This window comes from Glaciecola sp. KUL10, from assembly GCF_003203515.1.
GTDB lineage: Bacteria > Pseudomonadota > Gammaproteobacteria > Enterobacterales > Alteromonadaceae > Glaciecola.
Genome location: NZ_BGNG01000001.1, coordinates 378,668 through 393,063, shown reverse-complemented (window position 1 = coordinate 393,063; position 14,396 = coordinate 378,668). Strand labels below are relative to the sequence as shown.

At 39.2% G+C, this 14,396-nt stretch carries 11 protein-coding genes; 5 read left to right on the top strand and 6 right to left on the bottom strand.

Annotated features, from left to right (window positions below):
* Positions 1-2: 2 nt before the first annotated feature.
* The 3 genes from KUL10_RS01840 to KUL10_RS01830 are packed head-to-tail and all read right to left on the bottom strand — an operon-like array spanning position 3 to position 5,480.
* A complete protein-coding gene (locus tag KUL10_RS01840; protein WP_110427194.1) occupies positions 3-1,334 on the bottom strand; it encodes a CsiV family protein in 1,332 nt (443 codons plus the stop codon).
* Positions 1,318-4,836, bottom strand: a complete 3,519-nt coding sequence (gene mfd / locus KUL10_RS01835; RefSeq protein WP_110427193.1) for a transcription-repair coupling factor — start codon at positions 4,834-4,836, stop codon at positions 1,318-1,320. The genes KUL10_RS01840 and mfd overlap by 17 nt, the downstream gene beginning before the upstream one ends.
* A gap of 53 nt (positions 4,837-4,889) precedes the next feature.
* Positions 4,890-5,480 carry a PilZ domain-containing protein gene (locus KUL10_RS01830; protein WP_110427584.1) on the bottom strand — a complete coding sequence of 197 codons (591 nt, stop codon included), beginning with the start codon at positions 5,478-5,480 and terminating at the stop codon, positions 4,890-4,892.
* A 149-nt stretch (positions 5,481-5,629) separates the two neighbouring features.
* On the opposite strand from KUL10_RS01830, the gene KUL10_RS01825 reads away from it, so the two are divergent.
* Positions 5,630-6,856 carry a lipoprotein-releasing ABC transporter permease subunit gene (locus KUL10_RS01825; protein ID WP_110427583.1) on the top strand — a complete coding sequence of 409 codons (1,227 nt, stop codon included), beginning with the start codon at positions 5,630-5,632 and terminating at the stop codon, positions 6,854-6,856.
* 48 nt (positions 6,857-6,904) lie between these two features.
* Entirely contained in the window at positions 6,905-7,471 is a 567-nt protein-coding gene (locus KUL10_RS01820; protein ID WP_110427192.1) for a phosphoribosyltransferase, read from the top strand.
* Between the two features lie 51 nt (positions 7,472-7,522).
* Here KUL10_RS01820 and KUL10_RS01815 read toward each other — a convergent pair whose 3' ends face one another.
* Entirely contained in the window at positions 7,523-8,167 is a 645-nt protein-coding gene (locus tag KUL10_RS01815) for an energy-coupling factor ABC transporter permease (protein WP_110427191.1), read from the bottom strand.
* A 204-nt stretch (positions 8,168-8,371) separates the two neighbouring features.
* Here KUL10_RS01815 and KUL10_RS01810 point away from each other — a divergent pair, with 204 nt between their 5' ends.
* Entirely contained in the window at positions 8,372-10,012 is a 1,641-nt protein-coding gene (locus KUL10_RS01810) for an aminotransferase class V-fold PLP-dependent enzyme (protein ID WP_110427190.1), read from the top strand.
* Here the strand turns inward: KUL10_RS01810 and KUL10_RS01805 are convergent.
* Positions 9,996-11,267 carry a glycosyltransferase gene (locus tag KUL10_RS01805; protein WP_110427189.1) on the bottom strand — a complete coding sequence of 424 codons (1,272 nt, stop codon included), beginning with the start codon at positions 11,265-11,267 and terminating at the stop codon, positions 9,996-9,998. The two genes, KUL10_RS01810 and KUL10_RS01805, sit on opposite strands and share 17 nt — an antisense overlap.
* Positions 11,268-11,426: 159 nt before the next feature.
* Here KUL10_RS01805 and KUL10_RS01800 point away from each other — a divergent pair, with 159 nt between their 5' ends.
* Positions 11,427-12,500 (top strand): 2-dehydropantoate 2-reductase, encoded by a 1,074-nt coding sequence (locus KUL10_RS01800; protein ID WP_110427188.1) that lies wholly within the window; start codon positions 11,427-11,429, stop codon positions 12,498-12,500.
* A gap of 131 nt (positions 12,501-12,631) precedes the next feature.
* On the top strand, positions 12,632-13,477 hold the full coding sequence (locus KUL10_RS01795) for an HDOD domain-containing protein (RefSeq protein ID WP_110427187.1): 846 nt from the start codon (positions 12,632-12,634) through the stop codon (positions 13,475-13,477).
* A 32-nt stretch (positions 13,478-13,509) separates the two neighbouring features.
* Here KUL10_RS01795 and KUL10_RS01790 read toward each other — a convergent pair whose 3' ends face one another.
* Positions 13,510-14,313, bottom strand: a complete 804-nt coding sequence (locus KUL10_RS01790) for an acyl-CoA thioesterase II (RefSeq protein WP_110427186.1) — start codon at positions 14,311-14,313, stop codon at positions 13,510-13,512.
* Positions 14,314-14,396 lie beyond the last annotated feature (83 nt).

Here is a 14,396-nt window from a genome sequence, read left to right as displayed (position 1 = left end):
TTTTACTGCTGTTCCTCTTCCTCTAAGTCTTGTGGAGGCTCAAAACGTTCTAACCTGATAATGAGACCAAATTTAGGATGGTCAAAATAATGAATCTGTTTGCTAATAATTCTGCGACGTTGTTTTAAAGGAAATTGAGAAAGGGTGGGGTAACCCTCAGGGATTACATCGAGTTGACTTAACATAAATTCATTATCTAAATGCAGGTAAGGAATGCGATTGATGTAGCGTAAATAGACCTTGATTTGTCCGTCTAACTCCCACGTATCTTCATAAGTATCAACAATCATGTCTTGGTTTTCGATTGCGTCATTGATATTTTCAATACTCGCCCAGTCTACATTTTCTGGAGAAATAAGGGAGGTTTTCAACTCTGTGAAAAATAGGCTACTGTCTTTACTATCCTCTTCATTAATGTTTGTTTTTGGAGAGTATTTGGAATTCAATTCTTCATAGGTAGGTGTTCTATCCTGATATCTAATCCGGTTACCAGCAAAAACTCGATAATAGCGAGCATTCTCTTCTCCAAAGACAACCGGCTGTCTCCACGAGGTGTGCAGTAAGGTCCGAACGTTGCGCTGTTTGTAGAGTGATGAGGCATAATCGATAAGATCCAAATCTTCATCAGGCAATAAATAGTGAGTTCCTGTAAATGCTTTCAATCCCGTGTTGTATCGGCGAGGAGTGCTATCGATCAAACTATTGATATCGCGTAACTCATATTCATAGGAGAACATGCCTAATTGATAAAGATAGGCATGAAATTCGTCTAATTCTGTGCGTTCACAGATTGGGATTTGTTCAGGAATAGGTTTTAACCAATCTGATGATAGTTGATTTGATACCTCAACAATGAAGGTTTCATCGTTTTGTGATACATCCTCTAATAAAAGGCTACCCTCATTTTCGCTGTGAGTCTCACGTTTACCTCCAGTGTGGTCGACAAGTACACCTTCCATTTCATCGAATGAAACACTGGGTAAGTCATGAGCAACGTATGGGCTTGCGAGGTTAATATACTTAGGAATGGCAATGCTTTGTTTATCACAAATGGGAAGTTGAGTTAAAGGGTTATTACCTTCATACAAACTAGATAATGCGGGGGTGAATAAGTCAATTGCTTGTTTGTTTTTAAGCTCGAACATCGCTTTACTAAAATCCTCACTAATTTGAGAATCGTTTCCTGTTCTAGCAAATGCGATTACCTCTACATCAAACCACCAATCAACGTCATCTTGCGCAAACAACTTGCTTGAACAGGTAAATAATGTGCCGGACATAAATAGGCCAATGACTAATTTACTAAAGCAGTTATCACTACGCAGTTTTAGCATGGGTTTCCTTAGTCAGTTTATCAATAAGTTGTGATACAAACTCTATTCGTTTTTCAACATCGTTTGTGTTCTGCATGAACTTGAGGCGCTGTGGCCCATCAAACTTGTATTTACTGGGCTGTTTTTGAATCAATTGAATCAAATAACCAGGGTCAACTTTTGTGTTCGCATCGAATTCTAGTATGCCACCAGTTTGTGATGCTTCAATCTTTTTAATGCCTAAGAGTTGAGCTTTTAACTTCAACTTACTTTGTTTGATTAAATTTTTTGCTGAATTCGGCAGTAATCCAAAACGATCAATTAGTTCAATTTGTAATTCATCAATTGCAATCTGAGATTTACAGTTAGCTAACTTTTTGTATAAAGAAAGACGAGTATTGACATCACCTATATAACCGTCGGGTAGTAAAGCGGGTATGCGTAACTCAATTTCCGTCTGTTTAGACAGTACATCATCAAGAGAGGGCTCTTTTCCTTCCTTTAAAGCCTCTACAGCCTGTTCCAGCATTTCCATGTAAAGGCTAAACCCTACGGTATTGATTTGACCAGATTGATCGTCACCCAGTAATTCTCCTGCTCCCCTAATTTCTAAATCATGAGTCGCTAAGGCAAATCCTGCACCTAAATCTTCTAAAGAAGCAATCGCTTCAAGTCGCTTACTTGCATCTTTTGTCATTCGTCTGGGATGAGGGGTGAGCAAATATGCATATGCCTGATGATGAGAGCGTCCTACACGTCCCCGTAATTGATGAAGTTGAGCTAAGCCTAGGTGATCAGCTCTATCCATAATTATCGTATTTGCCGTTGGTACATCTATTCCAGTCTCAACAATAGTGGTGCATACAAGCACGTTATAGCGCTGATGATAGAAGTCGTTCATGACGTTTTCGAGTTCGCGTTCTCGCATTTGACCATGGCCAATCGCGATTCGTGCTTCAGGCACTATTTCTTCAATTTCTCTGGCCGTTTTATCAATTGTTTTAACTTCATTATGCAGAAAATAAACTTGTCCACCGCGCAGGATTTCTCGCATGATGGCTTCGCGAATGATCTCTTTTTGACGCATTTGCACAAATGTTTTGATAGGCAATCGCTTCGCGGGCGGCGTCGCTATTATAGATAAATCACGCATTCCGCTCATGGCCATGTTTAAGGTCCGAGGGATAGGAGTTGCCGTTAAGGTTAAAATATCTACGTCTGCCCTTAAGGCTTTAAACTTTTCTTTTTGTCTTACACCGAATCTATGTTCTTCATCAATTATTACAAGGCCCAAATCTTTAAACTTAACGTCATCTTGAAGAAGTTTATGTGTTCCCACTACTATATCTGCTTGACCTGATGCGAGGTCAGCAATGACCAGTTTTTGGTCTTTTGAACTACCAAAACGAGAAATAACCTCTATTTTGAACGGGTATTGTGCAAATCGGTTTTGGAAAGTTTCAAAGTGTTGTTGAGCCAACAGAGTAGTCGGTACTAATATAGCAACCTGCTTACCCTGTGAAGCAGCTAAATAGGCAGCCCTCATCGCAACTTCTGTTTTACCGAAACCAACATCTCCGCAAACTAAGCGATCCATTGCGTTTGGGCTACCCATATCCTGTATCACTGAGTTGATCGCACTTGTCTGGTCAACTGTTTCTTCGTAAGGAAAACTCTTCTCAAAATCTTGGTAATCTCGCCAGTCTATCTTATAAGCATATCCCGGTTTAGCGGCGCGTTTCGCATAAACATCTAACAATTGAGCCGCGACATCGCGCACTTTTTCAGCTGCCTTTTTCTTTGCTTTTGACCATGTGTCATTTCCAAGATTATGCATGGGGGCATGGTCGGGATCTCCACCGCTATAACGACTAATCAGATGCAAGGAAGATACTGGAACGTATAACTTTGAGCCTTTTGCGTATTCAATACTCAGATATTCGGTAGTCACCCCGCCTGCATCGAGTGTCGTAAGCCCTAAAAATCTACCTACACCATGATCAAGATGCACCACAGGTTGGCCTTCTCGTAACTCTGCTAAATTTCTTACAATGGCTGATTCATCTGTCGCTTTGCGTTTATCTTTTAGTCTTCGTCGACTTATTTTATGACCCAATAATTGGGTTTCAGTGACAAAATAGAATCCATTTTTACTGTTACACTTGAAGGAGTTTTCAAGCATGCCTACGCTAATAAATATATCGCCTTTGAACGACTGATTAGAAAATACCTCCGAAAATATTTCTATGTTTTGTGGTAATATTTTCGCCTTGTGCAAAATATCGATTAGGTTCTCTTTTCGACCCGCAGATTCTGCACAAAATATGACGATTTGTTTGTTTTCTTTTGCTTTTTTTACTTCAGCTTGTATGGCTTGGTATGGATTCGTCGCACTCAAATCGATACCAATAGTAACGAGCTCATCGCATTCGTAATTGATTCGTCCTGCTTTATTGTCGACCATGTTTGGGTGAATACTAATACGCGGCCATTTTTTAAGCTTAGAAAACAATTCTTCCGTCTCTAAAAATAGTTCACTCGGTCGCAGTAGGGGTCTAGTTAAATTATATCGATATTGCTCATAGCGATTGGCTAAGTCTTTTTCAAATGCTTGCGCTGCCGTGTGCAAGTCACCGTGCATGACGATACAGGTATTGTCATTCAAATAGTCAAACAGCGAAGAGGTTCGTTCGAAGAATAGTGGCAGATAATATTCAATCCCACTGGGCATAGTGCCTTTGCTGACTTGATAAAAAATTGACTCTTGGTCACTGTTGTTTGCACCATCAAAACGCTCCAAATAGCGTTGTCGAAATGCTGATAGCGCCTCCTGATTAGTGGGAAATTCGCGTGCGGGCAACAATCGTATTTCCTCGACTTTATCCCCACTTCGTTGAGTCTCGGGCTCAAAAAGTCTAATACTGTCAATTTCATCGTCAAACAAGTCTATCCTGAAGGGATGTTCGCTGCCCATTGGATATAAATCAATAATACTGCCACGGACGGAAAACTCACTATGAGACATGACTTGACTGACATGAAGGTAACCAGACTTTTCTAGCTTTCTTTTAAAGTCATCAGCATCTAATGTTTGGTTAACGCGCAGATAGAGCAAATGTTGACCCACATACTCAATTGGGGCGAGTCTTTGCATCAGCGTATTTACAGGAACTATAAAAATTCCTGCTTCTTTTTGTGTCAGTAAATAAAGCGTTTCTAGTCGTTGCGAGATGATATCTTGATGCGGTGAAAAACCGTCATAAGGCAATGTTTCCCAATCAGGGAAAAACTGAACTTTAAAATCATCACCTCTTAGGAAATAGTCGAGTTCTTTTTCAAGCTTTATTGCAGTTGGCGTATCTGCTGTTAGCAAAATCAAAGGGCCTTGATGTGACTTAGCTGCTTGTGAAATGGCTAATGCCTGACTAGCTCCATGTAATTGACCCCAGTGAATATGATCGACAATATTTGATTTGGATGCGCTTTTTAGGGTTGGGAGCGTGGGCGAAAATAAACTCGACATCTTTATAAGCTAATCTCTTTTTTGAAAAAAGAGCGCTAAAGGCAATTTGTTGCCTATAAATTGTCTCTTTTTTGTTTATTCTTTTTTAATTGGTTGGTTTGTAAATGCAAGCTAGCGCGAACTAATAATTCTTGGTCCTGCTCGCGAATATGAGTATACACGTAACTGACCTCAAAGAGATCATCTTTAGCAACACTTTCTATTACTTGAGCTTGGCAGTATACAGCGGCTGCTTCTTTCTCTAGGAAGATCTTCACAGTAAAGGAATCGCCGATATCGAAGGGTCTTGGATGTTCAACTACCAAACCTCCACCTCCAAATTTAATTGCTGTTGCTTTGAATTCGGGGTCGTCCTCATTGAGCAGAATGTAGGACATCATTAGGTCAATCTTACGCGATTGCATTTGTAAGAACGAAACCAAATCATTTAATTTATCACCAAGTGAGCGAAGAGGCTTCAAAGCTTGAGATTCGATCTCCGACAATTCAGCGGCTATTTTGAAAGCATACGGCATGGTTTCTTCAAAGGCTTCTTGACTTTGTTTTGACTGTTCATCGGTTGCTGGAATCAAATTAACGGGGATGGGATAGTTAATCAGAAAAAATGAATCAAATTGTTCTTTTTGTTGTTCGAAATTTTGCAACCGAAATCCTCTATTGTCATAATTTAGCAGGGCTTTGCATAAATTCATAAAGCAATTAATAAGCCAAAATGAGCCCTTCAGATAGCTTTTTGGTGCCATATAGTATTAAATACTGATCATTCAATAAATGGTACTTAATGTATTTTTCCATGCCGAAATCTTCATTCGTTAAATCCCTTAACATAGCCTTTTTCATCGGCTTGAGATATTCAAAAACGTCCACCAAAAATAGTTTTGTCGCGTTTATTAATACGTTTTCGGTGATCGGTATAAGTCTTGGAATCGCTGCCTTGATAACTGTTTTATCAGTAATGAATGGATTAGAAGGTCAATTAAAGCAAAGAATATTAGGAATTCTTCCGCATATTGTGGCAGAAATCGACGATCCTAAATTGATTGAAGAACTTGAAAAAGCGCCAATTGTGCAAAACGTAACAGGCTTTATTGAACAAGAGGCAATCATTCAATCACGAAGTAATTTGAAGGGTGTTTTTGTACAAGGCGTCGATAGCCAAAAACTGCATGACACCTCAATTATTGCCAATAATATGTTAGCAGGGTCATACACTGATATGAAAGCAGGAAGCTTTAACGTCGTTATTAGTCGGGTGCTAGCCAATCAAATGGACGTCAGAATAGGAGGTCGTTTGCGAGTTATAAGTACAGTAGCGAGCTCTTATTCCCCTTTTGGTCGCCTCCCTAGTCAGCGATTGGTTACGGTAGCTGGCATATTTGAGGTGGGCTCTGAGATGGATGACAAAGTACTATTGATGCACGTTTCTGACTTGGCAAAACTTTCAAGAAAATCACTAGAGAGTGTTAGTGCCACCCGAATAGACTTGTATGATGCTTTTTTGTTCGAAGGTGTCACCAATGTTCTCAAGCAAAAGGATATCGACTTCAAAACTTGGCGCGAAAGACAAGGACAGCTATTTGACGCGGTCAAGATGGAAAAAAATATGATGTCTTTGATGCTGATGTTGGTGATTGCCGTTGCCGCTTTTAATGTCATATCAGCGCTAGTAATGGTCGTCAGTGAAAAAACAGCTGATATTGCTATACTTCAAACTCAAGGACTAAATGCTTCAAACGTATTGCTGATTTTTTTGTTGAATGGCTTATTCAATGGTCTCAAAGGTATCTTTTTTGGCTTAGTAATAGGCACTTTATTAGTAACACAACTGAATCCGTTTTTGAGCTTAATCGGTTCCCCATTGTCTTTTGGACCAAATGGTCAAGGTCTTCCCATCGATGTCAACTCAGCTCAAATTGTTTGGATATCAATAGGTAGCTTAGTTTTGTGCATACTTGCTACCCTCTATCCAGCGAGTCAGGCAGCAAAGATTCACCCTGCGCGTAGCTTACAAGAGCAATAATCGCTATACTCCGCTGTCAAATGTAAAACACATAGGTAGGAAGACATTGTGAGTAAAGTATACATAAATTCGAGTTCATTACTGCAAGATTCATTTAGGCTTGCAGCTAAGGTATATGACGATGGCTTTAGACCCGACTTTATCATAGGTATTTGGAGAGGCGGAGCGCCCATAGGTATAGCGGTTCAAGAGTATTTTGAATACAAAAATACCCCAACTGATCACATTGCAGTGCGCACCAGTTCTTATTATGGGATCAACAAACAATCAAAAGAGATTAAGGTACATGGGCTACACTACCTGATAGAAAATGCAAATGCTGGTGACAGTTTACTGATTGTTGATGATGTATTCGATTCCGGAAGAAGTGTGGATGCGCTTGTTAAGCAAATTAAGCAATTAATGCGCTTAAACACACCGAAGGATATGCGCATAGCAACGCCATGGTACAAACCTGCCAATAATAAAACAGATATTATCCCAGATTATTTTGTTAACCAGAGTAATGAATGGTTAGTGTTTCCTCATGAGTTGGCCGGTTTAAGCGAAGCAGAAATCAGAGAAGGAAAGTCTGAGTTGAACGATATTATGGATATTCTTTTACCTAAAAGTTAATCGTTCTCAAACTAGTCGTGAGTTATCAATTGCTAGTCGCCACAACGGGTGCTACTTTTTATCCAAATAAAACTTATCGTGATAAGTGTACACCCAGTTTGGTTTATATATGATGAGCAGCGTCATGATCATACCGTTGAATAACGCCTCTGGAAAAACGACTAATGGGATGATTTTTAGAAAATTATTATAAACATCGTCCCACTCATAGCCTATATCGAAATAGTAATAAACACCTTGAGCAACCATTTTAAGTGCAATGCAAACTCCGCCGGCTAAAAATGCGCAAATAAAAATATAAACAAAGATATGTTTACTCATTTTGTGAAAACTAATACTTAATATGAAATAGCTAAGGCATATGGGGAAAACAACACCGAACAATCCATTGATGCCTATTTGATTTGCAGAGTAAAACCCTACGGCTGTTGCGCCGAGCAAAACAAATGAGCCTCCAATGATTGCCCAGCGAAAGCCGAATATGAGGGATAGGGCAGTTAACCACAAAAAATGCACATATAAACCCTCTACAATTCCGACTCTTAACACCCACAAGATAAATATGATTGCGCAAGCGCCAAACAAACGATGCTGAAAGTGCTTGTCGGCTACTAGTGTGCTAAAAGCAGTATTTCTCAATACGAGAAGTAAAATAAGACTATAAAAAGTGACACCAAGAATTTGAAGAGTTGTCATTAATAATTTTCTTAAAAGAGTTAGGTGATCATTGCAAAGCGGTTCGTCCGAATGTGATCGTAAACGGTTTGTTTTGTAACCACCATACTGGCAATGATTAGTTTGTATATTTATTTTATAGTCACAAATCCAAAAGAAAGATGTATTTTTCTTAAATAGTGAATATGATTCCGTCATTATTTATCGCTAGGCAACTTTATTTTAATGCGTGAACAGTTTCCTTACTTTGAGAAGTCTCCTTTAAACTCTGATTTAGAAAGGCCCATTTATCTTGATAATGCTGCCACAACGCAAAAACTGCGCACTGTTATTGAGCGAACTTGTGAGTTTTATAGCAATGAATATGCAACAGTCAACCGTTCGAGTTATCCGCTTGCAAATCGAGCATCAAGATATTACGAAGAGGTTAGGCAACTTACTGCAGACCTAATCAATGCTGAATCGAGCGCAGAAGTTATATTTACATCTGGCGCAACGCAAAGTCTAAATATAGTGGCAAGCGGATTGTGCGCATCTCAATTGAATGGCTCCAAGCTTGTAATTCTTGAGTCTGAGCATCATGCAAATTTGCTTCCTTGGCAGCAATTGTGTAAGCGCCATGATTTGAACTTATGCGTAATCAAGTTAGCTGAGCAAGGCACATGGACACAAGAGCAAGAAAATAATTTGCTCAACGCAATAGATGAGGATACTGCGATTGTTGCTATGGCTCACGTGTCCAACTTGTTAGGTAACATCTACCCAGTTGAAAAGGTCTGCATCAAAGCAAGACGGATGAAGGCGCTTTCGATAATCGACGGAACGCAAGCCATCGCACACTTACACGTCGATGTAAAAGCAATTGGCTGTGATTGTTATGTTTTTTCTTCACATAAAATGTACGGTCCAACAGGGCTGGGAATACTATATTGTCGGTTTTCTCTTGCTGAAAATCTTTATCCGAGCCAATTTGGTGGTGAAATGATTACTGACGTCACATTTGAAGCGTTTGACATGCAGCCGCCGCCATTAAAATTTGAAACGGGGACCGGAAACATCGCCGCCATAATCGGATTTAAACCTGCAGTTTTGTTTTTGGCACAACATATAGCAAACATAATTGAACATGAACGCGCCTTATACGAATATGCATTAGCGAAAATCTGCCAAATTCAAGGCGTACAAGTGTTAGGTAATCGCGACAACTCCATAGGTATTATTTCGTTTATTGTAGACTCATACTCAATTGTTGATATAGCAAATGCTCTCTATCAGCAAAATATTGCTTGCCGTGTAGGCACCCATTGCGCTATTCCATTGATGAAGGGCTTGGGGCTTGACAATTGCATCAGGCTATCGATAGGTTGCTACAATAATGAAGCTGATATAGATGAGTTTTCAAGCGCACTTGCCAATGCAATTGCGCTTAACAATGACAAAATTTCAACTGACCAAGACCTAAATCAATCAAGCTTAGTAGATTACACTTTAAGAGAATTGACGCTGGCAACTAAAGTCTTAAGAGCAAGCTCATGGGATAATAAACATCGTCAGTTGCTGCTTGCAAGTAAACAACTATCAATATTAGACGTTGATAGCTGTAATGCAGATGCCGAAGTATTAGGCTGTGAAACACAGGTATGGATTTTACGAAAGAATGGTTTATACCAAGCTCAGGCCAAAAGCAAAATAATCAAGGGTATATTAGCTATTCTTTTCGAAAAAGCAGACTCTCTTTCTAATGATAGCCTGTTGACCTTTGATTTCTTTGATTATTTACATAGCTTGGGTTTAGCAAAATACTTTTCTTCAGGAAGAAAAGATGGCATCAGTAATGCCATAAAGCGCATTAAGGATCTTGCTTAAGCTTCGATTTGGCACTTATCCATTGCCCCATATATTGAGTGCTCGCCATATTGTGATGCATGAGCATACTGCCAATAAAGTTTGTGGCACGGTGTTCATGCAATAGGTGTTGAGTACCTTCAATTTTCTCTAGTAATCGTTCGATATGTTTTTCATGATTAAAATTCCGTTCTAGTAGTTGGGCGCACCGCTGTGATTTCGAATTCCAATCGCGTTCAGACTCGTGTAATTGCACTGCAATGTCTGCAAATTCGGCAAAATTCTGAGTTTTTGCGCCTGGCCACTTTAAACTATCTGTTTCAATTCCCTCTGTACCAATTGGCGTTGTGACACTTGGGGTAGAGACTTGCATTGCATCAATTAATTTCCCTTTGATACCCGCACCAAAGTTAATCGGTGCCAAAAGTACTTTGTGGGTTGATAGCGTTTCATGTGCATTTGGTGTGAATCCATGGACATAAAAGCCTTGGTTTTTGTTTTCTAATGATTTGGCTTTTGGAGGTAGGTAAGAGCCATAGATGTGGCATTGAGCATTACTTAATCTTTGTTTTATCAACGGCCAAATGTTGTTTTTAAGCGTCAACACTGCATCCCAATTTGGCTCATGTTTAAAACTTCCGATGCTCACGAAGTCTCGTCTTTGTGAAAAGCTAGGCGTGTTAGGAATGAGTTTTCGCTCTAAAAAGCCGATATAGAGCAAAGATGATGCGGGAACGTTGAATGATGACTTAAGTAGACTTTCTTCGAACTCAGATAAAACGATAGAAATATCACTTCGAAAAATAGATGCTATTTCTCGTTTAGTAATATCCAGCTCTTTAAGATTGATAGGGATGTTTGCATCTGGAAAAGATACATATAGTTGATTCTTTTTATTTTGCTTATGCAGTAATCGACGAGCCTCTCTTAGGCAATGGAGGTCTTCACAGTCTAATACGCGTAAACAATTGGGTAATGTTTTAGCTACTCGCCATGCGTATTGTTCTTCCGTTAAAAACCGATCAAATAACACAATATCCGGATTTACGTTTTTAATCACTTCATCAAAGCTGTCGCAATTAAGCTTAATTTGGATTTTCTCGATTTCTAAACGTTCAAAATTAACGCTTTGATCGGAAGTTTGTGCTGCACTTGCAAAACAAACGCGATAACCAGCGCGTTTAAAAGCGTGAGCGTAACTCATAATATTTTGGCTAGCCGCTGTTGATTTTATCTCTGGCCAAACATAAGCGATAAATAAAATTGTGTTATTCATAAACTCTTAAATTCTTGTTTTTAAGCTAATTTATAGTAAAAGCGACATAATACGTGATAGTTTAATAAAGTAATAATGATTAGTTCACCACTTGGTTCATTTACGCTAATGGGGTTTGCGAAAAATGTTGAGAAATACAGTGCATAGAAAGGTGTCCCTATGATTGAAGCAAGAACTAGTAAGCAAAAGGGAAATGTAACTCATCTCGTTTTCGGTGCTGGCTTAATCGGCTCATACCTAGCAGGCGCATTTTTGTGCAAGGGCTTATTGTGTCATATTCATGCCAGAGCAAAGGCAAAGCAAAAATTAGCTAATGGAATAACCTTAACGGATTACACGGGCAATAAAGCACAAGTAAATCAACTATCATTTACCAATCCAACTTTACATAAAGAAGCCAAAGAAGTTTATGACGTTGTTTGGGTGACTGTTAAATGCACAGCGTTAGTCGACTTAAAAACAGACTTAGCTAGGTTCTTGCACAGTAAAAGTATAATTATTTGCTGTCAAAATGGTGTGGAAGCCCATTTAGTGGTGAAAGAACAGTTCCCCGCACTCACTGTTATTAGAGCTATGGTGCCATTTAATGTTGTTTCTGAATCGGATGGCTTTTTTCACAGGGGCTCTCAAGGCAGTTTTACCTTAGAGCAAATACGGAACGAAAATATAGATATCGAGTCATTAGCTATGCTCATTGATAGTGACATTTTACCAACAAACGTTACGCGCGATATGACCTCCTTGCAATGGGCCAAGCTTCAACTTAATTTAGGAAATGCAGTTAATGCGCTATCAAATGTGCCCGTAAAGGCTATGTTAAAAAAACGTCTCTATCGGCATATTATTTCTCGTGCGATGCAGGAATTATTGAACGTCACAGACGCATTACAAATTAAACTCCCTAAAGTCGCTAACATAAGTAATGAAAGAATACCTTTTGTATTAACACTGCCAAATTGGCTGTTTTTAATACTGGCACAAAAGATGCTTGAGATTGATCCAAAGGTAAGAACTTCAATGTGGTGGGATTTGAAAGAGGGTAAACAGACCGAAATTGACTATTTACACCAAAAAGTTGTTGAGCAAGCAGAGTTGTTGTCAATACCTTGTCCTGTTAATAAGTGGCTAGTAAAACAAATCAAAATGAGAGAAAGCCTGCAATCCGAACACAAATTACTATCAGCGAGTGATTTTGAAACAGAAGCCGCACTATTTTTGCAAACACAACTATAAATAAAGTTTCGTAGTGGACAAATGTAAATTTATTGTTAATACTGGTTTTAGGATGTTTTGGTAGAAGTTTAATTTTGTGAGAATTTGAGTGTGTAATCGCACCAAATAAGGCATAAGAGAGTTAAACGAACATGAACGCAATTGAATATGCAGAAAAAGTTAAAACACTGTTTGCGGTGCCCGCCACCGCTTTAAAGGTTAAAAAACTCATCGACAATGATACAGCCGATGCAAATAGTATCGCCAAAATTATCAACACAGATCCTGGTTTGGCTGCTCATATTCTGAAGGTTGCTAATAGTGCAATTTATCGATTCCCACGCAAAGTTGATTCAGTCCAAAAGGCAATTCAAGTCATCGGTACCTCAGCCGTTTACGATTTTGCTTTAGTTTTTGGTATTTCAAATGCGTTCGTTAAAGTTCAAGATTCACTAATAGATTTAGATAAGTTTTGGGAGCAGAGTGTTACTTGTGCCATTTTATGCAGACACTTTGCAGCTTTATTTGGAAGTAAAGATGTGGACAGAATGTTTACGAGTGGATTATTGCATAACATTGGCGAATTAGTTGTTTTGCAAACGAGTCCCTTTATTACTGAGGATTGTGCGAAATTTGATAGTGAAACGCACCCCAAACTAGCCCAATTAAATGTATTAGGGTTTACATATGCTGAAGTTTCTAGCTCGCTATGCGAATCTTGGCAGTTGCCAAGCTCGCTGATAGAAGTGATTAGTGCACAACATCACAATGATAACTTTTCAGATGTGTTAGATAACCAAGTCATTCAACTAGCTTACGAACTTTCAGTGATAAACACTTACCCAGAACACTACAGTTTAAAGGAGCATTTACCCAGTTTCTTATTTGACGGTCTCCATTTGGATATCAACGACGTAGACGAAGCACTGGATATGGCAAACTTTCAAGCTGAACAGATCCTCCACTTGTTTAATCCCGATGTTTTCAAAGCTGCCTGATTCATAAGCAGAGCACTGGTTTTATCTAACCATTAATCAAAAACAGCGACGGTTTGGCGGCTAATCGCGATGAGCTTACCCTGCGTATCCCAAATGTTAGCTTCAGTATGCCCGTAACCATCACCTGCTTGTCGTGTACTCGATTGATATGCTAACCAATCAGTAGGATTGACTGGTGAATGAGGATGAAGAAACTCCAAATTCCAACTTACCGTGCTTGCCGGTGCTGGCCATTTTAGCATTTGTAATAGTGTCGGTGGCCATGCGTCTATTAGGCTAACTAAATGTGCATCAGTGAAGCTAGATGGCGCCTGCTTGAAACGCATCCAACCTTGATAAATAGAAGTTTTTCTGCCGGTGAAAGGGATTCCTCCTGCTTCAAACGATAAATCAATATGTTTTAAAAACTTTGGGGTTACCTTGGGTATTTGAGGAATAAAGTTTCCTTTGTTTGGTAATCCCATTTGATGAGTATCATTGTTTTCGACTTTTATATTCGATTCACGGCTTTGTGCAAAACAAATTTGGCTGACAACACAAATTTTGTTCTCTTGGATGGCTCTGGCCTGAATTTGTGAAACGTTTTTGCCTTCTCTGACTATTTCCACACTAATTTCAAACGGCGTTTCAGCTAAAAGTGGCCCTACGAAATTGGTACTCATGGATCTCATTATACGCTCAGGTGCAACAAGCCCTTTTGCTGCTGCATAAAGTACACCTGCTGATAAACCACCATAAACCGTTCTGCCTTGTGCCCAGCTCTTGGGGACGACAATTTGACTATTTGGGTTACTAACTGTTGCTGCGCCTAAAGACAATAACTCATCGATATTCATAATGAAAACTACATGCTCAAGTGGTCAGATGTGTGCATTGTGTGAAATTCAGTTTTAACTTGCAAGCTTTATTGTTTAAGGAG

What these genes read in the sequence shown, in the direction of transcription:
- KUL10_RS01840 (WP_110427194.1), bottom strand. Translation starts at nt 1,334, where the DNA reads ATGCTAAAACTGCGTAGTGATAACTGCTTTAGTAAATTAGTCATTGGC.
- mfd (WP_110427193.1), bottom strand. Translation starts at nt 4,836, where the DNA reads ATGTCGAGTTTATTTTCGCCCACGCTCCCAACCCTAAAAAGCGCATCC.
- KUL10_RS01825 (WP_110427583.1), top strand. Translation starts at nt 5,630, where the DNA reads ATGCCGAAATCTTCATTCGTTAAATCCCTTAACATAGCCTTTTTCATC.
- KUL10_RS01815 (WP_110427191.1), bottom strand. Translation starts at nt 8,167, where the DNA reads ATGACAACTCTTCAAATTCTTGGTGTCACTTTTTATAGTCTTATTTTA.
- KUL10_RS01810 (WP_110427190.1), top strand. Translation starts at nt 8,372, where the DNA reads ATGCGTGAACAGTTTCCTTACTTTGAGAAGTCTCCTTTAAACTCTGAT.
- KUL10_RS01805 (WP_110427189.1), bottom strand. Translation starts at nt 11,267, where the DNA reads ATGAATAACACAATTTTATTTATCGCTTATGTTTGGCCAGAGATAAAA.
- KUL10_RS01800 (WP_110427188.1), top strand. Translation starts at nt 11,427, where the DNA reads ATGATTGAAGCAAGAACTAGTAAGCAAAAGGGAAATGTAACTCATCTC.
- KUL10_RS01795 (WP_110427187.1), top strand. Translation starts at nt 12,632, where the DNA reads ATGAACGCAATTGAATATGCAGAAAAAGTTAAAACACTGTTTGCGGTG.
- KUL10_RS01790 (WP_110427186.1), bottom strand. Translation starts at nt 14,313, where the DNA reads ATGAATATCGATGAGTTATTGTCTTTAGGCGCAGCAACAGTTAGTAAC.